Here is a 21,737-nt window from a genome sequence, read left to right on the forward strand (position 1 = left end):
AGAATAGCTTCAAAATTAAGGAGTACGTAATTTTTGTATAAATACGTATTTTTATAAGTATTAATTAAGTAATTATACTTAATTTAGTTTTTATAAAATATGACATTATGGAAAATTCAACTTCTGCAAAAGCAACAAAATTTGATCTTAGTAATTTAAAAAGCATTCCTGTTCGTACCTTTTGGATCACGTCTTTGGCCTTTTTCCTTTGCTTTTTTGCCTGGTTTGGGGTAGTTCCTTTTATGCCAGATGTAGTAAAGGATCTGGGATTAACACCTGCACAAAAATGGAACTCTGTAGTACTTGCCGTTACCGGTACTGTATTCGCCCGGCTGCTTATAGGGAAATTATGTGACCGCTACGGTCCCAGGCTATGCTATACCTGGCTGCTTATTCTTGGTGCAATTCCGGTAATTCTAACCGGCTTTGTGCAAACGCCCCTGCAATTTCTTATCTGTAGATTATTGACAGGGTTTATAGGTGCTTCGTTTGTAATTACCCAGGTACATACTTCTCTCATGTTTTCATCAAACGTGGTAGGAACCGCTAACGCAACTTCCGCAGGCTGGGGAAATCTTGGAGGTGGGGCAAACCGCCTTGGAATGCCAATAATTGCAGCATTGGTTATAGGATTTGGTGCAGCTGAAGCTTCAGCGTGGAGGTATTCCCTTATTATTGCGGGAATTCTTTGTTTTACAATGGGACTGGTTTATTTCTTCTTTACCAAAGATACTCCGGAAGGCAATTTTAGGGAACTCGCCGAAACCGATGATCTTCCGGAAATGAAGAAAGACCAGGTTGGCTTCCTTACAGCATTAAAAGACTACCGCGTATGGATCCTGTTTATGGTGTATGCCGGCTGCTTTGGAATTGAGTTAACGGTCTACGGCACTATGGACGATTACCTTCAGAATACCTTTCAGCTGGAAAGGATAACTGCGGGTAACATTGTACTTTCTTTTGCCCTTATGAACATTTTTGCCCGTACCCTGGGAGGATTTTTTGGGGACAGGTTCGGTAAACTTAACGGCCTTCGGGGCAGGGTGATTTTTCTGGCAGTTATCATGATGGTACAGGGAGTAATGCTTTCCACTTTTTCGCTGGTGGCCAACCTTTATGTAGCCATAGCATTTCTTATTCTTTTCAGTTTATCGGTTCAAATGGCTGAAGGAGCTACTTTTTCGGTGGTGCCTTTTATCAATAAAAAAGCTATTGGCTCTATTTCAGGAATTGTTGGTGCGGGTGGAAACGTAGGGGCCTTTCTGGCTGCAATGTTGCTTAAATTTAAATCGGCAGCTTCAGAGAAAGTTGCTATCGCTGCAAATCAGGGCATGGGAGAAGAAGTAATTCGCTCGGCACAGGCAGCAGCTTCGGCACAGGCAGTTTCCGAAGGTTATCTTTTAATAGGAGTAAGCGTGGTTTTTACCGGTGTTGTGGCGCTGGCAATACGTTTTTCTGTTAAAGATGAAAAAGTGGCCCAGAAAGAGCTGGAAGGTTCAATGGCAAATGCTGTGCCTGCAAATGCTTAAACAGGACTTGCTTAAAATCAGGAAAAATAGAAAATGAAAAGTGCTTTTTTGGTGATTTCATAATAATGAAGCCGGCGCTTTTCTTATGTGCTTAAAAAAGCCAAATTTGTAATTAAATATTCGGCATATGCTGGAAAAAGAAGTGAAAAGTACCTGTTCATACTGTGGAGTTGGATGTGGAGTGGTGGTGAAAAAAGATGTCCGCAACCGGGTAACTGTTGAAGGGGACAAAGATCATCCTGTTAATAAAGGTATGCTTTGTTCCAAAGGGATGAACCTGCATTATGTGGTTAATGACACTTCAGACAGGATACTTTATCCTGAAATGCGCTGGAGCCGCTCCCATCCCCGCGAACGGGTAAGCTGGGACGCCGCGATGGAGAGAGCAGCCGGGGTTTTTAAATCTATTATCAGGAAACATGGACCCGATAGCGTTGGATTTTATGTTTCCGGGCAATGCCTTACTGAAGAATATTATATCGCCAACAAACTTACCAAGGGTTTCCTTGGAACCAACAATATCGACACCAATTCCAGGCTTTGTATGAGCTCGGCGGTTGTTGGCTATAAAAAAACTTTTGGAGAAGATTCTGTGCCGGGTTGTTATGATGATATTGAACTGGCCGATGCTTTCCTTATTGCCGGGGCAAACCCCGCGTGGTGCCATCCTATTCTCTTCAGGCGGCTGGAAAAGCATAAGGAAGAAAATCCCAATGTGAAAATTATTGTTGCCGATCCCCGTAAAACCGATTCGGCTAATTTTGCCGATTTACACCTTCAGCTTATTCCAGGAACAGATGTAATTCTGTACAATGCCATAGGCAGGCAATTGCTGAAAAAAGGATTTATAGACAAGAATTTTATAAAAAATCATACTGAAGGTTTTAAAGAATATAAAGATAAGGTGCTTTCCATGTCTTTAAATGAAGCTTCTAAACTCTGCGGAGTCCCTTCCGCAGATATTAAAAAAGCGGCGAATATTATAGGCCGTTCCAAAGCTTTTATAAGTATGTGGGCCATGGGGCTCAATCAAAGCGTTATAGGCTCTGATAAAAATTTCTCTTTACTGAATTTATCTCTGGTTACGGGGCAGGTGGGGAAACCCGGTTGTGGCCCTTTTTCCCTAACCGGTCAGCCTAATGCCATGGGCGGGCGTGAAGTGGGCGGAATGGCCAATTTACTTGCCGCGCATAAAGATCTTGCCAATCCTGAACACCGTAAGGAAATTGCGCAGTTTTGGGGAGTAGATAAAATTTCTCCCAAACCTGGTTATACGGCAACAGAAATGTTTGATGCTTTGGAAGAAGGAAAGCTGAAGGCCGTTTGGATTGTATGTACAAATCCCGTGGTGAGTCTTCCAAATGCCAGGAAAGCTGAAAAGGCCCTGAAAAATGCCAAATTTGTGGTAGTACAGGATATCTCGCATAAATCTGATACCCTGCCTTATGCCGATTTGGTATTGCCTGCAGCAGGCTGGCTGGAAAAAGAAGGTACCATGACCAATTCTGAAAGGCGCATTTCTTATTTAAACAAAGAGGTTCATGCGCCGGGTGAAGCAAAGCCAGATGTGGAAATTCTTTGTGATTTCGCCAAAAAAATGGGCTTCCGTGGTTTCAATTATGCCAGTACCGCAGAAATTTATAATGAATATGCCGCCATGACGGCAGGCACTAACATAGATATTTCCTATTTAAATTATGATAGGCTTAAAAGCGAGGGTACATTTCAATGGCCGGTAAATGAATACCGGCATTCCGGTACGGCCAGGTTATTTGAGGATAAACAATTTTATACCCCTTCAAAAAAGGCCATTTTCAATGTTCCGCAGAGTATCGAAAATCAGTCACCTAAACCTTCAGGGGAATTTCCACTGATATTAACTACCGGAAGGGTGAGGGACCAGTGGCATACTATGACCAGAACCGGGAAAGTTGCCCGGTTAAAAACCCATTATCCAGATCCGGTGCTGGAAATTCATCTTGTGGACGCTTACCTTAGTGGTATTAAAAACGGGGATGTTGCTGAAATAAGGAGCCCGAATGGAGTTGTTAGGGTGAGGGCAAAAGTTACCGAAAATGTGCGAAAAGGAGTGGTTTTTCTGCCTATGCATTGGGGAAAACAGTTAAAAAACGATCTGAACAGGGCAAATAACCTGACAAATACTTTGGTTGACCCTGTTTCAAAAGAACCCGATTTTAAGTTTACTTCAGTAGCAGTTTCAAAATATAAAAAGCAACAGGAAAAAATCATCATTATTGGGGCAGGGGCGGCTGCTTTCAGGTTTATTCAGAATTATCGCGAGCATAACAGCAGTGATGAGCTGCATGTTTTTTCAAAAGAAATCCATCCGTTTTATAACAGGGTTTTGCTTCCGGAATATATCACCGAAGAACTGAGCTGGGAACAGCTTTTAAAGATCAAAGAGAAAGAACTAAAGAAGCTGCGCATAAGCCTGCATGGGAACAGCTTTATTACTAAAATAGATTCCGAAGAAAAAACGGTTACAGATAATCATGGCAATTTTCATACTTTCGATAAGCTTATTCTTGCCACCGGCAGCCGTGCCTTTGCTCCAAAAGATGCGCAATTGCACCTTCCGGGCAGGTTTACCATGAGAAGTAAGGAAGATGCCGATAGTTTTAAGGCTTACCTGGAAAATACAAAATTACCGCCTTCACAACAGCATGTGGTGATTGTTGGCGGCGGCCTGCTGGGATTGGAACTCGCTGCGGCACTAAAACAAAAACATGTGAAGGTCACCATTGTGCAGCGTTCTTCACGGTTAATGGAACGGCAGCTGGACCTTACTTCAAGTAAGCTGCTTGCGCAGGATGTGCAGGAAAGGGGCATCCAGATTTATTTTGATAATGAGGTAAGCACGGTTTTTAATGATGAAGAATCGGCGGAATTAAATATTAGCCTTAAAAGTGGCAAGAATCTTTCGGCACATGCCATTGTATATGCAATAGGAACGCGCCCCAACATAGAAATTGCCAAAGAAAGTGGTGTCGTTTGCGGGCGCGGGGTTAAAGTAAATCAGCATATGCAATCCTCAAATCCAGATATTTTTGCTTTGGGTGAAATTGCCGAATTTAAAAATCAGCTCTTCGGAATAACTTCTGCGGCAGAAGAACAGGCCGCAATTCTTGCAAATTTTATGGCAGGAGATGTGAGCAGTACCTACAGAGGTTCTGTTTTAATGAATATCCTGAAGTTTAACGATCTTGATGTATGCAGTATTGGTGAAATAAATGTTCCTGAAAATGATGAAAATTATGAGGAGATTATATTTACAGATCTGCGGAAGCGTTACTACAAAAAGTGTATTGTAAAAGACGATTTACTTGTAGGCGCGGTGCTGATGGGCGATAAAAATGAATTTGCCGAATTCAAAAATCTGATTGAAAGTAAAATAGAGTTGTCTGATAAACGGGAACAATTACTCCGGAGTTCGGGCAACGCCAAACCTGTGGTGGGGAAATTGGTTTGTTCCTGTAGCCAGGTGGGCGCCGGGAATATAGAGCAAGCTATTGCCGGCGGTTGTGCCAATTTCACTGAACTTTCCAACCAAACAGGAGCCGGTCTTGGCTGCGGAAGTTGCAAAACCGAAGTGCGTGAAATTTTAAATACTTCAAAAGAACTGGTATGAGAAAGAACCTTCCACGAATATTGATAAAAGGAGGAGTGCTTTCTCCCGCAGAATTAAAGCAAATTGCAGATGCTGCAGAAAAGGCAGGTTTAAAAACCATTTCTTTCGGCTCCCGGCAGGACATTCTTTTTCCGGAACATTTAAACGAAGAGGAATTGAGCAGGTTTGAAAATCTGCGTATTGTTAAATCGCTGGCAGAGCCTATAGAAAACATCGTTTCCTCGTATGTTTCAACAGATATTTTCCCAACCACCTCATGGATTACCGGCGACCGTTACCTTTATATCCTGGAACAGATAAGGTACGAGCCTTCCCTGAAGATAAATATTACCGAACCCAAGCAGCGGCTTGTACCACTTTTTACCGGACACCTGAATTTTATTGCTTCAGAACATGAAGATTACTGGTACTTATATGTAAGGTTGCCCAATTGGGACAAAGCCGAAATGTATCCCGCCTTAATCTATAGCTGGGATATAGGTAAAACCGGGCAGGCTATAGAAAATATCCTTCAGGAGGAACCCCAGGATGTAGAAATGATCTTTGACCTGGTAAGCGATGCCGTAGAGACAGAAAACCGCACTGTTGATAAACCTTTGCAGGTACCTTTTTATCCTTTTCCTTATTACGAGGGGATGAACCGCACAATTACCGGCAAATACTGGCTGGGGCTATATTGGAGAAACAATAAATATGACCTGGAATTCTTAAAAGCGATGTGCGACCTTTGCGCCGAATCCAAAATTGGCCGGATTTGTATCACTCCCTGGAAATCTTTTATAGTGAAAGGAATTCCTGCAGAATCCAAACTTCAGTGGGAAAAGCTGCTTGGTAAATTTGGGATAAATGTAAGGCATTCTATGCTGGAACTTAACTGGCATTTGCCTGTGGATAACGAAGAGGCCCTGAAACTTAAGAAATACCTGGTCGCCAATTTTGACCAGAACGACATAAGCACTTACGGCCTAACCTTCGGAATTGCCAATTACACCCGCCGGGTTTATTATTTTACGTCTGTGGTTATAGAAAAAAATGCCACTCCCGGGCACCTGAGCAAATTTGAAATTCGTGATACTTACAATTTGCTTTACGCTAAAAACTTTGATCCTAATACCCGGGAATATATCACCCATGTTCAGGATGTGGACCAGGTAGAACTGCCCCGTTTGTTGATGGAACTTAGCCAGATGTATTTTGAACAACTGGGTAATAAAAAAGAAGAGGAAACAACTGAAAATCGCCGTAAAGAAATTGTGGAAACCCAGGTTTATCAATGCCGCGAATGTTTTACGGTATATGATGAAACTTATGGGGATGAAACACAGGAAATTCCACCCGGAGTTGCTTTTAAGGATTTAGCTGAAGAGTATACTTGTGCGGTTTGTGATGCCCCAAAGTCCCATTTTATCAGCAAAACTTTTACCAGGCAGGTAGACTAATTTTACTATAACTGAAGGTTTTGTAATTTGTGCTGAAGGAAGGAATTTAAACCAGTAACTCAGGTTCCATTTTAAAAAAGAAAAAAAGAACTAACAGCTACCACTGCTGATTAGTTGATGCTTTTTCATTTTTAATATTCATCAATCCGCTGTGAGCGTATTTGCTAGTTGCAGCAGACCTCCAAGGTTTTACAAACCTTGCAGGAAAGGGAGTTTGATCCTGCAAGGTCTTTAAGACCTTGTAGGTATAGTCGCTGTAATATTTTTTATTATTTGGTATTTCTACCTTTAGAGACTAACAGCAATATTGGCTTTAGTCCCGGCATGTCGTAATTGAAGTTTTTAAAAGTGTATTTGAAGGGAAAGGGAATTAATTACCGCTATTCAAGATAATGCTATTTGCCAAGGTTATTTTATTTACAAAATTCCCCGGCGGCTTGAACCTCGGGTCCCGCTTAACCTCTCGCTGGGGAGAGGTCGGAATTGCTTTTCGCAGTTCCGGATGAGGGATAATACAAAATTTCGGTTTTTTGCCCGAGGCCAAAATGAAACGGGCGAAATACATCTACGGTTTGCCTCGGGGATAGTCGGTTTAATAAATTTTTTATTTTATCCTCTAGTTTTATTTTGGATTGCAGGACCTACAAGGTTTTACAAACCTTGCAGGAAACTGGGTTTGATCCTGCAAGGTCTTTAAGACCTTGTAGGTATTAAACTTTATGCATTCTAAAGAATCAACTTTACCCCCCAATCGTAATCATACTCCTGTTTTTGGTATGCCTCTCAGGGTCGTTCAATTTTTCGAAATTGTCCATACCTGCGCGAACGGCTTTCTTTTTAAAGAGAGAATTGGAGATTAATTCCTCCAGGTTTTGCCCTTCCCGAAGCGCGCCCAACACATCTGTTTCGTGGTTGGAAAAAAGACAGTTTTTAATCTTACCATTTGCGGTGAGTCTTATACGGTTACAACCATCACAAAAAGGATTACTAACCGAACTTATAATTCCAAATCTGCCCTCAAAACCTTCAATTTTATAATTACGGGAGGTAAAATTTTGTTCGTCCTCCAGTTTTTGTAAATATTTACTTCCGAAGAAATTTTCCACCTGCTCCAGAATTTCCTTTTCGGTTACCAGTTTAGACCTGTTCCAGCGGTTACCGTCAAATGGCATAAATTCGATAAATCGTACAGTGATTGGCAGGTTCTTGGTGAACAGCACAAAATCCACAATTTCATCTTTATTAAAATCCTGCATCAAAACCGCGTTGATTTTCACATTAAAACCTTCCTTTATAAGCAGCTGAATATTATCATAGGCTTTTTTAAACTGGTCCCGCCGGGTAATCATCTTAAACTTTTCCGGAAGCAGCGTATCCAGGCTTACGTTTATATCATTTAATCCATACTTCTTGAAATCTTCAATAAACCTATCGGTAAGCACTGCGTTGGTGGTAATGGAAAGCTTTACCGGTAGTGTAGCAAGGTTTTTTAAAATTTCAGCAAAATCTTTTCTTACCAAAGGTTCCCCGCCGGTAAGACGTATTTTATCCACTCCCTGGGCCACAAATGTCTTTGCAATTTCAAAAATCTCTTCAGCCGTCATTAACTGACTTTTTGGAGTGAGCGGAACGCCATCAGCCGGCATACAATAGGCGCACCTTAAATTGCATTTTTCGATAAGCGAAATGCGCAGGTAATTATGTTCCCGTCCAAATGAATCCTGTAATATCTTCGTCGTCTTAGTCATTATCATCGTGTTTTGCCCCCCTTAAAATTTTAAAGATATGCAGTAAATGAGGAAATACAGCATCCATAGATTCGCTGGCTCCTTTAGTGGATCCCGGCAATGCCAACAGCAGCGTATTGCCTATAGTGCCCGCCACACTTCGGGAGAGCATCGCGTAGGGCATCCTTTCCTGCCCATAACTTCTAATTGCCTCTTCAATTCCCGGAATTCTCCTTTCCAGGATAGGTTCCAGGGCTTCCGGGGTTACATCCCGAAAGGATAATCCTGTTCCTCCTGTAAAGATTACAAGGTTACAACTTTCAGCATATTCCAAGGCTTTATTCCTTATTATTTCAAGCTCATCCGGAATTATTTCGTAGGAATGTATAGTTACATCGCTTTTCTTCAGTTTTTCAATAATTGCCTTCCCGGCACGGTCTTCTTTTTTTCCTTCAGAAATAGAATCGGAACAAACAATAACGCTGGCCTTCAGGTTTCTACTCTGATTGCCAAAACTGCTTTTTCCGCCTTTTTTCTCCACCAGCCGGATATTCTGAATTTCGATCTTTTTGTCGATAGGTTTCAGCATATCATACATGGTAAGCGCAACAACCGAGGCGCCGTGCATGGCTTCCACTTCAACTCCTGTTTTATAAACGGTTTTTACGGTAAAAATAATCCTGATCTTTAGATCTTCAATTTCATAGTTAACCAAAGTAAATTCCACGGGCAAAGGATGGCAATCGGGAATGGTATTGTGAGTATTTTTTACAGCAAAAAGGCCGGCGGTTTTTGCCATTTCCAACACATCGCCTTTAGGTACGGTTTTATTTTTAATGGCATCGATGGTTTCCTGTTTGCTTACCTGTACAAAAGCTTCGGCAACTGCCGTGCGCAGCGTTTTAATTTTGTGGGTAATGTCTACCATTTAATGCGTGTTAACCTTCCATTGGTGTTCTTCATTTTCAAAAATCTCTTTCCCAAAAATGGGCACTTCCTCCTTTACTAAATTCACCAGTTCTTCTGTGGCGGCATATACCTGTTTGCGCCTTTTTGAAGAAATAAATACAAAAAAGCAAATTTCGCCTGCTTTAATGGTTCCCAGGCTGTGGTAAATATGCATACAGGTAAGCTCGTATTTTTCGAAGGCTTTTTCCCTGATTTCTTCCAGTTTTTTCTCGGCCATTTCGTGGTAAGTGGTATATTCTATAGCGGTAACTTTATTTCCTTCCACTTCATCTGCCCGTACCTGGCCCAGGAAAATATTATGTGCGCCTATATTGGTTTTAGTCTGATGTTTGGCAATGGATTCCGCAATAAAATCTGCGGAAATTGCCCCGTCAATAAACACGTTCTTCTTTTTCTTCATTCTTTATTTCTTTGTAGAAGGCATTTACGCCTCCTTTAATGCTTTTAAGGTTGCTGAAGCCTTTATTTTTTAGGATTTCCAGCGCTTTTAAACTTCTAATCCCGCTCTGGCAGAAAATTCTTATTTCATCATCTTTATTTAGCCGGTGCGCATTTTCTGCTAATTTCGAAAGCGGCAGCTGCACCAGGTTAGGCAAGTCCAGCTGGGGTTGTTCATGGGCTTCCCTCACATCCAGTAAAATTTTTGCTTCAGAAACAGCTTCCCGAAAACCGGTTTCCTGCTGAAACCTGCTTAAATGTTTCCGCTGAAAAAATTCCGCATCAATCTTAATATTTTCGTTCTTTTTAAATCTGAAATTATGCTGACTGTTATTCAGCATGTCATAAATCAACAACTTTCCTGAAAGTACTTCGCCAGCACCTAAAATGATTTTCATCACTTCATTCGCCTGAAGCATTCCAATAAGGCCAACTGTTGTTCCCAAAACTCCTGCTTCTTCACAATTCTGCACATTCTGGTTTTCATCGTCAAATAGACAACGATAGGTGGGGCCGCCCTTATAATTAAAAACCGAAACCTGGCCTTCAAACTTATAAACCGATGCGTAAACAAAAGGTTTTTCTTTAAGTACGCAGGCATCATTAATAAGGTACCGCACCGGTAAAGCATCCGTAGCGTCAACTATAAGATCGTAGTCAGCTATAATTTCCAAGGCATTTTTTGCAGTAAGAAATTCATCGAAAACTGCAATTTTCACTGCTGAATTTGACTGATGTATTCGTGCGGCGGCTTCTTTTACTTTATAATTTCCTACAGCTTCTTCGGAATAAAGCACCTGCCTGGGAAGGTTACTCTCTTCAACTTTGTCCCCGTCAATAACCCCGATTGTTCCAATTCCGCCGGAAGCAAGATAGGGGAGTACAGCACAACCAAGTCCGCCCGCGCCCACTACCAGTACTTTGGCATCTTTTAATTTTTGCTGTCCTGTAAGTCCTATTTCTTTCAGGTTTGTCTGTTTGGAATATCTTTCCATATTAACCTCCTGCAAATGGCGGTAAAACCGCCAGTTCATCATTTTTCTTTACCTGGACTCCTTCAGTAGAATTAATTATTTCCTGGTTAAGGGCAAGTTTAACGGGAATGTTTTTAAGGTTATACTTAAGGTGAAGCTCTTTAAGTACATCTTCCAGGCTGGAACTTTTAAGCTCCAGGTTTTCTGATGGCCGCTTGGTAGCTTCAGCAACAGCGCCAAAATATTTGATTGAAATCATTCTTTTTCTTTTTCAGGTTTTAATTTACGCAGAAATCGTGGCAATATCCAAGTTCTGATAAATAAATTCATCTTCCAAAAATGTTGCCGGATTTCCTGCCACCGTATTTACAACTTCACCAATAACAATAATAGCGGGTGAGGATATTTTTTGTTGTGCCAGCTTTTCCGCAATATTCGAAATATTGCCTGTAATGCTACGCTGATCTTTTCTTGTACCATTCTGAATAATGGCCACTGCAGTATTGCCTTTTCCATTTCTGCGGAAAACTTCAGCTATTTCAGCAAGTTTTTTAATTCCCATTAAAATGATTACCGTGGCATTGGATTTGGCGGCAAGTTTTACATCTTCAGATAACTGATGATTTGAAGTAGTTCCTGTAATTACCCAAAAACTTTCCGCAACCTTACGATGAGTCACGGGAATTCCAAGACTTGCAGGGACAGAAAGTGCCGAGGATATCCCCGGCATCACTTCAGAAGGAATGCCCGCTTTAGAAAGGTAATTCATTTCTTCGCGGCCACGGCCAAAAACAAAAGGATCGCCGCCTTTTAGCCTTACCACATTTCCATAACGCTGGGCATAAGCCACTAAAAGTTCATTTATTTGCTCCTGCATATAAGCATGGCAGCCTTTGCGCTTTCCTACAAACAATTTTACCGCATGCGGCGCATGTTCAAGAATTTCTTCATTTACCAGCGCATCATAAAGAACGGCTTTGGCATTATTTAGAGCTTTGACTGCTTTTAAAGTTAATAATTCAGGATCGCCGGGACCTGCGCCTACAAGTGTCACTTTTGGATTTATGTTAGAGGGAATCTTCATGTTGTGTATTTATTAAATGTTCTAATTCTTCTTTTGTATTCACATTATTCAAAAATCTCTTTTGAGAAGCAGGCATCTCAACCCGCTTAAAATCAACTTTTTCCAATATCTTCATTAAGCGCAGGTTTCCTTTTTTAATTGCTTCAGAAAAAACCGGAAGGCATTTTTGATGATATAGTCCGGCAAGAGGATAATCTCTTCCGGCTTCATTTAAAAACGATACTGATGCCTGTGGATCTGCATTTGTGATTAGATATTCTATAATCCAGGGCAAAATTCCTGGCATATCGCAGCTCAGGAAAAGATTCCAATCAGAGGTATTTGTTTTTAACGCGGTAAAAATTGCGCCGGCAGGGCCTTTTTCCTCAATGTCATCTTTCAGTAAAGGATATGGGAATTGCTCATAATCCTTATTTCCTGTAACCAGTTTAATATTGCTGGTAAATGGTTCAATAGCCTTTATGCTCCATTCTATAAAACTGTTTCCTTTATAATTAACAAAGCCTTTCTCTGTCCCCATCCTGCTGCTTTTACCGCCACAAAGCACGAAGGCGCTGATGGTATTTTTATTGATCATAATCCAATATTATTACTGTTGAAAAAGAGAATGATCTTTCTAATTATAATCAAGATCCAGATATTCAATGGTTTCATTTTCTTTAACACGACTCATGTTTTCCGGAATATGAACCAGCGCATTAGCTCGTGTAAAACCTAACAAATTAGCCGAATTTTGCTCGTCTAAAATGTGAACTGCGCCCCCAGCAACCTGAGCAACCAGGAATAAGCTTTTACCAGTATTGTTCTTAAGGCTTTTATCAAGTTTTCCCCTGCCTGTGTTAAGGCCGGGTGTCCAACCTTTCTGTCTCATAAGTTCAGGTAGAACATATAGGTAAAAACATATAAGGCTGGAGGCAGGATTGCCTGGCAGGGCAAAAATCCTCTTTTCACCTTTGGTTCCAAACCATAATGGTTTTCCCGGTTTCTGATTAACTTTATAAAAAATTTCCTTTACTCCGTTAGACAGAAGTGCCTGTTGTACAAAATCATATTTCCCAACAGAAATACCTCCTGAAATCAATAATACATCGTTATTTGCTAAAGCTTCTTTTATAAGTCTGGCAGTTTCTTTGGCATTATCTTTTGCCTGGTAAAATTTTACCTTCGGGAAATTGTTCCTTTTTAAAGCTACCTTTAGCATAAGGGAATTACTTTCATATATTTTTCCAGGCGCAAGTGGCTCATCCAGTTGTTGTAGTTCATTTCCTGTTACCATTAGCCCAATTTCAGGAGGTTTAAAAATCTTTATTTGTTTAAGACCAAGGCCGGCAAGCAGGCCTATAGAAGCCTCATTTACCTGGCTTCCTTTCTCTAAAACCTTTACCCCCTTAAGTATCTGCTCTCCTTCTTCCCGAATATTGGCTCCTTTGGCAGGCATTTTTTTAATACGTATTCTTTCAGAAGCTTCTTCTACGTGTTCCTGGATAACAACAGTATCGGCATTTTTTGGAACCATGGCCCCGGTGAATATGCGTACCGCTTCTCCTTCATTAAGTTGAAATTGCCTATTATCTCCGGCTTTTGACTCTCCAATAATTTTATAATTCTCTTTGTTGCTCCATTTAATTGCATAACCATCCATGGCAGATTGCCGGAATGGAGGCATATTAAGGGGGGAATAAACATCCTTAGCCAGTACCATATCTATTCCGTCCATAAGATCGGTTTCAATGATCTTTAGGCGGGGTGTCCATTGTGCTATCAATGCCAAGGCTTCTTTTACAGGAATCATATATACCGTCTTCTGTTTTTCAAATATACCGTATTAGTACTTAAATATAAAAATAAAATTAAGTAATTATACTTAGTTTTGAGGGATTTTGATATTTTTGACCTTCATCTAAACTTCCAACCATGAAAAATAACTATTATTTCCTATTCCTGTTTTTTCTTGTAACAACAGCAAATTCCCAGAACTTTTCTATAGATGTAGATCTAAGGCCCCGTTTTGAATACCGGCATGGGTTTGGAAACCTTTTTCCTGATGATGCAGATCCTGCAGCCTTTGTAGTACAGCGATCACGCCTTAATTTGGGATATTCAGCAGAAAGGCTGCAGGTTTTTCTAAGTCTGCAGGACGTAAGTACCTGGGGAGATACACGGCAAATCCTGGATTATGATGCCAATGATTCCTTTTCTTTGTTCCAGGCATGGGCCAAAGTGCAATTAAGTGAACACTGGTTTGCCAAATTGGGCAGGCAAGTAATATCTTATGACGATCAGCGGATTTTTGGCGGGCTGGATTGGGCAATGCAGGGGAGATTCCATGATGCCGCTTTGCTTAAATATCGCAGGGAAGGGCTTCAAATAGATCTTGGATTTGCTTACAGCCAGGAAAACCAACGGCAATTGGGCACACTTTATACAATTTCAGGGTTTTTTAGCTATAAAACCATGCAATATGTACACTTCAGCAAAAACTGGCAAAATTCGGCTTTAAGTTTATTGTTCCTCAATAATGGCTTTCAGCAATTTCTGGATGAGAATAATGAACTGGCAGACGGGGTTTACAACCGGCAGACGGCGGGAACCTATTTTGAATTTCCACTAAAGGATTTAAAATTTTCAGGAAGCGCATATTATCAATTTGGCAAAGCCTCTCCTTCCCGGGATTTAAGCGCCTACCAGTTTGCCTTAGATGCTTCTTATAAACCTCAAAAGACGCTTTTTGGTATGGGAATGGAAATTTTAAGTGGAACAGGCCAAAACGCTACAGGAGAAAACCATTCTTTTTTCCCCTTGTATGGGACCAATCATAAGTTTAATGGATTTATGGATTATTTCTACGTAGGAAATCATGCAAATAGCGTTGGTTTAAATGATTTTTATGGAAAGATTGTTTTTAGAACCGGTGAAAAATCTTCTTTGCTTCTTAAAGGCCATTATTTTTCTTCAAATGCTGAATTAATTGAAAATGCAGACCGATACCTGGGAACTGAATTGGATGCGGTGTATACCCAAAAGATCATGCAGGATGTGCAAATGAATATTGGATATTCCCATATGTTTGCTTCAGAAAGTATGAGCCTTATCAAGGCAGGGAGGAGCACTGATAATACCAATAACTGGGCATGGATACAGCTTATCATTAATCCTGTACTCTTAAAACATCATTTTTCAGATAAATAAAGTTGCTCCGGGAAGAGAATTCCTGAAATTTTTCTAGTCCCTTTCTCCAGGCTCATGAAGGACTTCAGAGTTTTCTTGCTTGGCTTTACTATGCTCCTCATCCCCCAGGGGTCCTTGTTTTCTTTCGTCTAAAGACTGGAGACGGGAAGAGGACCCGTAAATAATCGCCACATCATCTTTGTTGATTTTCGTTTTTCCTGTTGGCGCACCTGTATATTCCCCGTTTGAACGCTTAATTCCCAGTACAAGTAAACCTTCAGTATGTAATTCGAGTTGGCTAAGCGGGGCTCCGGTAATCCAGTCGTGCTCCCGTGCCTTGATCTCGGTTACGCGGTAATCTTCAGATAAATGGAGCAAACTATAATAATCTTTTACATTTAGGCTGGTGTATTTTTTTAATGCTTTATTGATGATAACCGATAGCTTTTTATCCACCCACCTGCTTTGCGACAAAAATATAAGGGAGCCAAGCCCTAGAAATAATACCAGCACCTCCCAGGAGAAGAATCCGGAATCTTCCAGGGAAATGAAACTAAAAATAGCTGAAGATATAGTGGTGATAACTCCCGCATTTCCAAGAAAAATAAGTACGGTAAGTATTTTTCTCCTTACCGGGTGGTTTACCACCATTTCAGATTCTTTTGTGGTAAAACCAACTCCCAAATAAGCCGAACGTGCCTGGAAATTTGCAGTTTCCTTAGACAGGCCGGTGTGGATTAATGCCAGGCTGCCGATACGGGTGGTAAGCAGGGAAAAGGAAATAATGATTAATAGTGAAATGATAGCTGCCACTTCCTGTAATTTATTTCTAAGATAAAAAGTTCTACAGAAATATCAGGGACAACTCCTTTAATGATTCTCAATCAGCTTTTTCACAATTTCATCCAGCTGTTCTTTGTTTTTTTCTACGGCTGCCAGTCCATCTTCATGTAAAGCTTTTAAATTTTCGGGTTTGGCATTGTCCATAGCGCTATCTGCGTGTATTAACTCCGGCTGGATGCGGTAATAATCTTCACAATCTTCAACCGGAAGCGTATCATATATTTTTTTTAACTGATAATCTACTGTTTCAGAATTACCGCTCATCATAATGTCAATTAGCGGGTTGATCCATTTTAAAACCCCGGCATCTTTATAATCTTCGTAAGGATAAGGCTGCTTTACAGATCCCGTTCCAACAGAAACAATCAACATGTCCTTTGCCGATGGTTTATCGGGTTTTTCAGCAGTATTCAGGACTTCAGAAAAGCGGATGGTGCGTGCTTCGGCATAAGCGCATAAAGCGGGATTATTAGCAAATACCCCTCCATCTACCAGGGCATGAGGGGTGCCGTAGAGGGAATTTATCCTTACCGGTTCAAAATAAGTTGGCGCGGCAGAGGTTGCCCTGGCCACATCTTTTAGCCGATAATTGTAAAGTTCGCTTTTGGCATCCAGGCTGGTAAAAAAATGTGCTTTCCTGTTTCGTATATCATAACTGGAAACCAGGCAGGGTTTTAGGAGTTCACTCAGCACTTTTTCTCCAAAATACTGGTCCAGGGCATACTCCAGGTCTTTTGCCTCATATTTCTCATCACAGATGCCGCCCATACTTTCAATTTTTTTCTTCAGGCTTACATTAAAAATTTCACCTCCCAGTTTCAGGTAGAGATCTAAAGCTTCTTTTGCGCTGAACTTGTAATTTCCCTCTTTATCGGGACAAAGATAGATGAGTGATAAAATTCCGCCGGTGCTGGTTCCGGAGATAAAATCGAAATATTCTCCAATGTAAGCCGTGGCATTGCCCGTCTTTTCCCTGATTTGTTCTTCAAAATAAGTAATGATCGTACCGGGCAGAATGCCTCTAATCCCGCCCCCGTCAATGGAAAGAATGCGTATTTTTTTCATGTTGCTTAATTTTTATGTAACACAAGAGTTCAAATTAAAATCTTGGAATTGTTCTCATTCAGGTCTATATATTTCAGCTTCTTAATTTTTTCAGCAACAGAACCAATCTCTCCAAGCCTTATAATCCCGAGCAATATTTTTACAGAAAATTTATGATTGCTAATTAAACCAGATTTTGCCGCCACGGCTTTCCCTAATGGCAATACATTCCTTCCAGCCTTTTTCTGGTGTTGCAGCAAGGGTGTTTGCAAACCGCCACGCCCCGTCCCTGGCTATTCTCATGCTGAAATCTACAAGCAGGTTGTCATATTCTCCTGTTTTTAAGAGGATCCTTTTAAGCGGGGGCCAGATGGACGACATATTTTGCTGTACTTCTTCCACCAGGGAAGCCAGGATCGCATTTATCCTGTTAAAATCATGCTCAAGATGCAGCATCTGCCTTTGCCTGGAAACTTGTGCCGCGGCAATCCCCAAATCGAGATTTATATGGGCATTAATGCCAATTAGGAGATGCTGCAAAATTACCGGCCAGTAATTGCGGGAAAGTGCAAAAGCTTTCTCCCAGGATTGGCTTATGTTGCCGGAGCTTCTGTTGTAGTAGGCATCAAGATATCTTTTAGCAAAAATAATATCCAGTTGCTCCATTCGTACCCCGTCGTCAAATTGGTTTAGGGAAATACCTTCTTTTACCTTCCAGGTAACGCGCCGGTAAAGCACCGCAAAATAGCCGAGGGGATCGTTCTTTTCTTCTGAAATTTTGATAATCTCATCCAGTTCTGCTAAAACATCCTCAATGGTTTTCAGTTTTCGCATCTTGATTCCTTTGCTTAAAATTAGCGAAAAAATCCTTCAGATGATTTTTGTCATATTTTAAGAAGTAGTATTCCAATACTTTAGCAACAAATATTAAAAAAAGGTATTATGACTACTTCAATGTATTTCCAGGACAGGCAATGTTCTTCAGGAAACAGGTGGACGCAACTTTACTGCCTTACCGGCCGCTGCAAAAACAGCCTGGAATTTTACAGGGAGGACCTTTTCTTTCTGAAGCGCTTAATGGGTAAATATGCTATTTGGATTGAGGATAATGATAACCTGAAGTCCATTAGGAAAATTGAAAACGATCTTGTAAAATCTGCTGAAAAGCTTAATCAACTTATTGCTGAAGTAAAAACCCATGCCGTTATGTTGCAAAGGTTTATTGAGAATCCCGGAATTCAGGATTTTGAACTTGTATATAAGCGGCATGAATTTTTAGAAGAACGCGTAGCTTCGTTTATAAGAAGGTTTGGTGAAAACCGCAGGAAAGTTCTGTCTTTTACTGAAAGGATACTTCAAGAAGAAGGCCTGGAGCATCTTTTGGAAAAATAACAGCGATTGATGTTAAAAAATTTAGTTGCCTGGAAGAATATTATCCTGCTCCATGGCTTCTATAAGTGTCCTGATGTATTTCTTAACGCTGCTTTTAAATTTTCGGGGATTTTTAAGCTCGAGGGAACAACTCCAGATGAGTACCATTCCATTTTCGGTTAAGGCATAAACTTCAGTATTGGAATGGTAAATTTTGCTGTTGTTAAAGCCTTCTTCAACCGGGGCCGATTTTTTCTCAATTTTAGCATCTTCCCGGACTTCAGGATTACTTCCCCATATGCTGCCTAAAAACTGGAAAAAATTTGGCCGTTCCTCCACGTTCTCAATTTTGCTAATCAGGATGGTCTTAAAACCTCTATTCCAAAGTTCTTCTCCCGAAATTTCCAGTTCTTCTTCAGCTTTTTTAATATTCGGAAAAGAGAAATCTAAAGAATCGTAAGCCGGAACAGCATGTACTCCTTCTTTTTGTAAGGCTTTTTTCAACCGGTTTTCAAAGAAGCTTCCTGCCGGGGCATTGGAAGTAACTCCTATAATAACAACGTCTTCTATACGCCGCTCACTCATTTCCCCTGGTTTTTCGGTATTGACAATTTTGGCCGAATTGCAGCCCGCAATAGCGAAGAGTAGGAGTAGTAGGAAAAGCCTTTTCATGTGTTATTTCTGCTAAAGGTAATTATATACTCACGCTAAAGCAACTGTTTAAGAGGAGTTTATTATAATGAGCTTTCTGCGGAAATACTTTCTGCGGAAAAAAAAGCGGATTTTCTTTCAAAAGAAAATCCGCTTAATCCAACATTAAACTTTGGGGAGAGATTAATGCACAGATGACGTATCTACTTTTCCCGCCCCTTTTTTAATAAGAAGCACAAAGGGTACACAGATTAAAAACAAGATGCCCAGGTAGAGAAAAACATCCATGTAGGAAAGAACAGTACTTTGCTTCATAATACTTCCGTTCAAAATTTCGTATGCCCGGCTTAAAGCCTCGTTTGCACTGTAACCTTTGCTAATAAACATTTGCTTTAAGCCCTCAATCCTTTCCTGCACCTGGAAGTTGATGCTTGAAATATTAGGAATAAGGTCCACCCGGTGTTGCTGATTAAGCCTGGAAATAAAGGTGGTGATAATGGCAATTCCAAAAGATCCTCCCAGCTGCCGCATCATTCCGGTAAAAGCGGCTCCCTCACCTATATCCTTACCCTGCAGGGTAGAGAGCGAAAGCGTGGTAATGGGCACAAACAGTAATCCCAATCCAACTCCTCTTACCACCAAAGGCCAGAACATTAATTCTGATCCCGTATCTGGCGTCATAAGGTTGTACATCCAATAACTGTAGACAAAGAAAATGGTAAAACCTGCGGCTGCCAGAAATTTTTGCTGCACTCCGCGTTCCAGTAATTTACCAATTATTGGCATCATTAGTCCCGTGGTTATCGAGCTGGGGATTAGCAACAATCCGGCATCGGTGGCTGTCCATCCTAAAATGGACTGGGTGTAAATGGGAATTATAAAGGTGGAACCAAATAAGCCAAATCCAAGGATAAATGTCATTACGGTTCCCATGGCCAGGTTGCTGTCCCGCAGCACCCGTAGGTTTACCACGGGATGCTCGTACACCAGTTCCCGCCATATAAACAGGATTAGTCCAAAAACCGAAGCAATACTAAGGCTTACAATTAGTGAATCGTCAAACCAATCGTCCTGTTGCCCGTGTTCCAGTACAAATTGTAGGGAGCCAATAAAGGTTGCAAGTAAAGCTATTCCCCACCAGTCCACCTGGTTGGCCTTTAGTTTTTCCCCATATTTAGGACTTCTTACATATAAGATGGTAAGAAAGGTCGCCATGATACCAATAGGAATATTGATATAGAAAATATAGGGCCAGGAGAAGTGGTCTACCAGGTATCCTCCCAAAGGAGGCCCAAGGGTAGGGCCAACGATAACTCCCATTCCGTAAATTGCCTGTGCCATCCCCCGTTTTTTCAGCGGATAGCTTTCAGTTATAATCGTTTGTGCCGTTACCAGCAGGGCACCACCACCCATACCCTGGATGAACCTGAAGGCTACCAGCTCCCAGATATTGGTCGCGTTTCCGCAGAGGAAAGAGGCGACGGTAAAAATAATAATGGAAGCCGCAAAATAATTCCTGCGGCCAAACTGCTTGGAGAGCCAGCTGGTCATTGGAATTATAATTACGTTGGCAATGGCGTATGCGGTAATTACCCAGGCAATGTCTGTAAGGGTGGCGCCAAGGCTACCGCGCATTTCATTAAGCGCTACGTTTACAATGGTAGTATCTATAATTTCAAGAAGGGCGCACAAAATTGCGGTGATGGTTATAATCACCCTTCTGAAACCATATTCTACCAGGCTGTTTTCTTCTTCCTGCATGGTTTAGTTTAAATGAACGTCTACCTCCACGTTCATTCCTGAACGCAGTTTTTGCAATTTTTGAGCATCATTGGCATTGGTAAAATCTATCTTTACCGGAAGACGTTGTACGGTTTTTACAAAATTTCCTGTGGCATTATCCGGAGGTAAAAGGGAGAACCTGGCACCCGTAGCCGGAGAGAAGGCACTTACTTTCCCTTCAAATTCCATATCTGGATAAGCGTCTACTTCAATTCCCACTGTCTGGCCAAGCTCCATTTTTTCCAGCTGGGTTTCCTTAAAATTGGCAACAACCCATTTTTTATCTGTATTCACCAGGTAAAACAGTGCCTGCCCGGGTTGTACAAATTGTCCTTCCTGTAAATCAACTTCAGATAACTGGCCATCAATTGGAGCGGTAACTACGGTGTAATCCATATTAAGTTTTGCAGCATCCAGGGCAGCCTGCGCGCTTTTAATATTGGCTTCGGCAACAGAAACCTGTTTTTCAGAAATTTCGGTTTGGGAAACCGCGGCGTTTCGCTGGCTTGCAGTTGCCTGCTGCTGATTTTTAAGAACTTCCAGCTGCCGCTCTGCCTGCTGTTTTTCGGCTAAAGCCTGCTCGTACTGCTGCTCGGTAATAGAATGGTTTTCATATAGATTCTCATAACGCTTAAAATCATTTTGTGCTCTCCACAAGCGGATCTTTGCGGCTTCTATATTTTCTGAAGCAGACCCAACCTGCGCCGTGGAAGCGGCAGCGTTTGCCCGGTAAGATCCAATACTGGCTTCAGCCACACCACGCTGGCTGTTTGCTGCAGCAAGGTTTGCCTCTGCCTGCTCAAGTTTTACAAGATAATCCCGGTTATCTATAACAAACAAAGTATCGCCCGCTTTTACCTGCTCGTTATCTTCAACATAAACTTTCTCAACATATCCGCCCACATGAGGGATTATGGCAGTCATATTTGCCTCTACTTGGGCATCGTCTGTCTTCTCATGTGAAAGAGAATGGATAAATTTATAACCACCATATGCCAGTCCAATTACAATTAATACGGCAATAATGCTGATGAATTTCTTGTTTGTTTTTTTCTTCTGTTCCATTTTT

19 protein-coding genes are annotated in these 21,737 nt (G+C 41.2%); 5 read left to right on the forward strand and 14 right to left on the reverse strand.

What is annotated here, in order from left to right; all coding sequences use genetic code 11:
• Positions 1 to 107: 107 nt before the first annotated feature.
• The 3 genes from RM553_RS11595 to RM553_RS11605 all read left to right on the forward strand — a co-directional run bounded on the left by RM553_RS11595 (position 108) and on the right by RM553_RS11605 (position 6,617).
• Entirely contained in the window at positions 108 to 1,529 is a 1,422-nt protein-coding gene (locus RM553_RS11595) for an MFS transporter (RefSeq protein ID WP_311535096.1), read from the forward strand.
• A gap of 127 nt (positions 1,530 to 1,656) precedes the next feature.
• Positions 1,657 to 5,178 (forward strand): molybdopterin-dependent oxidoreductase, encoded by a 3,522-nt coding sequence (locus RM553_RS11600; protein WP_311535097.1) that lies wholly within the window; start codon positions 1,657 to 1,659, stop codon positions 5,176 to 5,178.
• Positions 5,175 to 6,617 (forward strand): rubredoxin, encoded by a 1,443-nt coding sequence (locus tag RM553_RS11605; protein WP_311535098.1) that lies wholly within the window; start codon positions 5,175 to 5,177, stop codon positions 6,615 to 6,617. The genes RM553_RS11600 and RM553_RS11605 overlap by 4 nt, the downstream gene beginning before the upstream one ends.
• Positions 6,618 to 7,357: 740 nt before the next feature.
• Here the strand turns inward: RM553_RS11605 and moaA are convergent.
• From moaA to RM553_RS11645, 8 genes are read right to left on the reverse strand one after another with little or no spacing between them, the layout of a single operon-like run.
• Positions 7,358 to 8,365: a GTP 3',8-cyclase MoaA gene (moaA, locus tag RM553_RS11610; protein WP_311535099.1), complete on the reverse strand. Its 1,008-nt coding sequence runs from the start codon at positions 8,363 to 8,365 to the stop codon at positions 7,358 to 7,360.
• The gene (gene moaCB, locus RM553_RS11615) at positions 8,358 to 9,272 is read right to left on the reverse strand and encodes a bifunctional molybdenum cofactor biosynthesis protein MoaC/MoaB (RefSeq protein ID WP_311535100.1); all 915 of its coding nucleotides are present in this window, start codon (positions 9,270 to 9,272) and stop codon (positions 8,358 to 8,360) included. The genes moaA and moaCB overlap by 8 nt, the downstream gene beginning before the upstream one ends.
• A complete protein-coding gene (locus RM553_RS11620) occupies positions 9,273 to 9,713 on the reverse strand; it encodes a molybdenum cofactor biosynthesis protein MoaE (protein ID WP_311535101.1) in 441 nt (146 codons plus the stop codon).
• Positions 9,685 to 10,788, reverse strand: a complete 1,104-nt coding sequence (locus RM553_RS11625) for a ThiF family adenylyltransferase (RefSeq protein WP_311535102.1) — start codon at positions 10,786 to 10,788, stop codon at positions 9,685 to 9,687. Before RM553_RS11625 ends, RM553_RS11620 begins: the two co-directional genes overlap by 29 nt.
• A complete protein-coding gene (locus RM553_RS11630) occupies positions 10,748 to 10,984 on the reverse strand; it encodes a MoaD/ThiS family protein (RefSeq protein ID WP_311535103.1) in 237 nt (78 codons plus the stop codon). The genes RM553_RS11625 and RM553_RS11630 overlap by 41 nt, the downstream gene beginning before the upstream one ends.
• A 24-nt stretch (positions 10,985 to 11,008) precedes the next feature.
• Positions 11,009 to 11,809: a uroporphyrinogen-III C-methyltransferase gene (cobA, locus tag RM553_RS11635; protein ID WP_311535104.1), complete on the reverse strand. Its 801-nt coding sequence runs from the start codon at positions 11,807 to 11,809 to the stop codon at positions 11,009 to 11,011.
• The gene (gene mobA / locus RM553_RS11640; protein WP_311535105.1) at positions 11,793 to 12,386 is read right to left on the reverse strand and encodes a molybdenum cofactor guanylyltransferase; all 594 of its coding nucleotides are present in this window, start codon (positions 12,384 to 12,386) and stop codon (positions 11,793 to 11,795) included. The genes cobA and mobA overlap by 17 nt, the downstream gene beginning before the upstream one ends.
• Positions 12,387 to 12,425: 39 nt before the next feature.
• On the reverse strand, positions 12,426 to 13,601 hold the full coding sequence (locus RM553_RS11645; RefSeq protein ID WP_311535106.1) for a molybdopterin molybdotransferase MoeA: 1,176 nt from the start codon (positions 13,599 to 13,601) through the stop codon (positions 12,426 to 12,428).
• Between the two features lie 122 nt (positions 13,602 to 13,723).
• Here RM553_RS11645 and RM553_RS11650 point away from each other — a divergent pair, with 122 nt between their 5' ends.
• Positions 13,724 to 14,998 (forward strand): alginate export family protein, encoded by a 1,275-nt coding sequence (locus RM553_RS11650; RefSeq protein WP_311535107.1) that lies wholly within the window; start codon positions 13,724 to 13,726, stop codon positions 14,996 to 14,998.
• Positions 14,999 to 15,031: 33 nt separating this feature from the next.
• On the opposite strand, the gene RM553_RS11655 is transcribed toward RM553_RS11650, so the two are convergent.
• The 3 genes from RM553_RS11655 to RM553_RS11665 all read right to left on the reverse strand — a co-directional run bounded on the left by RM553_RS11655 (position 15,032) and on the right by RM553_RS11665 (position 17,698).
• Positions 15,032 to 15,790 (reverse strand): TrkA C-terminal domain-containing protein, encoded by a 759-nt coding sequence (locus RM553_RS11655; protein WP_311535108.1) that lies wholly within the window; start codon positions 15,788 to 15,790, stop codon positions 15,032 to 15,034.
• Between the two features lie 57 nt (positions 15,791 to 15,847).
• Complete coding sequence (locus RM553_RS11660; protein ID WP_311535109.1) at positions 15,848 to 16,885, reverse strand: patatin-like phospholipase family protein; 1,038 nt, start codon at positions 16,883 to 16,885, stop codon at positions 15,848 to 15,850.
• 159 nt (positions 16,886 to 17,044) lie between these two features.
• Complete coding sequence (locus tag RM553_RS11665) at positions 17,045 to 17,698, reverse strand: DUF5995 family protein (protein ID WP_311535110.1); 654 nt, start codon at positions 17,696 to 17,698, stop codon at positions 17,045 to 17,047.
• A 108-nt stretch (positions 17,699 to 17,806) separates the two neighbouring features.
• On the opposite strand from RM553_RS11665, the gene RM553_RS11670 reads away from it, so the two are divergent.
• Complete coding sequence (locus tag RM553_RS11670; RefSeq protein ID WP_311535111.1) at positions 17,807 to 18,256, forward strand: hypothetical protein; 450 nt, start codon at positions 17,807 to 17,809, stop codon at positions 18,254 to 18,256.
• Between the two features lie 21 nt (positions 18,257 to 18,277).
• Here the strand turns inward: RM553_RS11670 and RM553_RS11675 are convergent, their stop codons facing one another.
• From RM553_RS11675 to RM553_RS11685, 3 genes are all read right to left on the reverse strand, one after another.
• The gene (locus tag RM553_RS11675) at positions 18,278 to 18,907 is read right to left on the reverse strand and encodes a hypothetical protein (RefSeq protein ID WP_311535112.1); all 630 of its coding nucleotides are present in this window, start codon (positions 18,905 to 18,907) and stop codon (positions 18,278 to 18,280) included.
• A 162-nt stretch (positions 18,908 to 19,069) separates the two neighbouring features.
• Positions 19,070 to 20,647 carry an MDR family MFS transporter gene (locus tag RM553_RS11680; protein WP_311535113.1) on the reverse strand — a complete coding sequence of 526 codons (1,578 nt, stop codon included), beginning with the start codon at positions 20,645 to 20,647 and terminating at the stop codon, positions 19,070 to 19,072.
• 3 nt (positions 20,648 to 20,650) lie between these two features.
• On the reverse strand, positions 20,651 to 21,733 hold the full coding sequence (locus RM553_RS11685) for an HlyD family secretion protein (RefSeq protein ID WP_311535114.1): 1,083 nt from the start codon (positions 21,731 to 21,733) through the stop codon (positions 20,651 to 20,653).
• Positions 21,734 to 21,737: the final 4 nt, after the last annotated feature.

The sequence above is a fragment of the Autumnicola tepida genome, from assembly GCF_031846485.1.
GTDB classification, from domain to species: Bacteria; Bacteroidota; Bacteroidia; order Flavobacteriales; family Flavobacteriaceae; genus Autumnicola; species Autumnicola tepida.

Excerpts from the sequence above, each read along its gene's own strand:
- RM553_RS11595 (WP_311535096.1), top strand. The coding sequence starts at position 108 with ATGGAAAATTCAACTTCTGCAAAAGCAACAAAATTTGATCTTAGTAAT.
- RM553_RS11600 (WP_311535097.1), top strand. The coding sequence starts at position 1,657 with ATGCTGGAAAAAGAAGTGAAAAGTACCTGTTCATACTGTGGAGTTGGA.
- RM553_RS11605 (WP_311535098.1), top strand. The coding sequence starts at position 5,175 with ATGAGAAAGAACCTTCCACGAATATTGATAAAAGGAGGAGTGCTTTCT.
- moaA (WP_311535099.1), bottom strand. The coding sequence starts at position 8,365 with ATGACTAAGACGACGAAGATATTACAGGATTCATTTGGACGGGAACAT.
- moaCB (WP_311535100.1), bottom strand. The coding sequence starts at position 9,272 with ATGGTAGACATTACCCACAAAATTAAAACGCTGCGCACGGCAGTTGCC.
- RM553_RS11620 (WP_311535101.1), bottom strand. The coding sequence starts at position 9,713 with ATGAAGAAAAAGAAGAACGTGTTTATTGACGGGGCAATTTCCGCAGAT.
- RM553_RS11625 (WP_311535102.1), bottom strand. The coding sequence starts at position 10,788 with ATGATGAACTGGCGGTTTTACCGCCATTTGCAGGAGGTTAATATGGAA.
- RM553_RS11630 (WP_311535103.1), bottom strand. The coding sequence starts at position 10,984 with ATGATTTCAATCAAATATTTTGGCGCTGTTGCTGAAGCTACCAAGCGG.
- cobA (WP_311535104.1), bottom strand. The coding sequence starts at position 11,809 with ATGAAGATTCCCTCTAACATAAATCCAAAAGTGACACTTGTAGGCGCA.
- mobA (WP_311535105.1), bottom strand. The coding sequence starts at position 12,386 with ATGATCAATAAAAATACCATCAGCGCCTTCGTGCTTTGTGGCGGTAAA.
- RM553_RS11645 (WP_311535106.1), bottom strand. The coding sequence starts at position 13,601 with ATGATTCCTGTAAAAGAAGCCTTGGCATTGATAGCACAATGGACACCC.
- RM553_RS11650 (WP_311535107.1), top strand. The coding sequence starts at position 13,724 with ATGAAAAATAACTATTATTTCCTATTCCTGTTTTTTCTTGTAACAACA.
- RM553_RS11660 (WP_311535109.1), bottom strand. The coding sequence starts at position 16,885 with ATGAAAAAAATACGCATTCTTTCCATTGACGGGGGCGGGATTAGAGGC.
- RM553_RS11665 (WP_311535110.1), bottom strand. The coding sequence starts at position 17,698 with ATGCGAAAACTGAAAACCATTGAGGATGTTTTAGCAGAACTGGATGAG.
- RM553_RS11670 (WP_311535111.1), top strand. The coding sequence starts at position 17,807 with ATGACTACTTCAATGTATTTCCAGGACAGGCAATGTTCTTCAGGAAAC.
- RM553_RS11675 (WP_311535112.1), bottom strand. The coding sequence starts at position 18,907 with ATGAAAAGGCTTTTCCTACTACTCCTACTCTTCGCTATTGCGGGCTGC.
- RM553_RS11680 (WP_311535113.1), bottom strand. The coding sequence starts at position 20,647 with ATGCAGGAAGAAGAAAACAGCCTGGTAGAATATGGTTTCAGAAGGGTG.
- RM553_RS11685 (WP_311535114.1), bottom strand. The coding sequence starts at position 21,733 with ATGGAACAGAAGAAAAAAACAAACAAGAAATTCATCAGCATTATTGCC.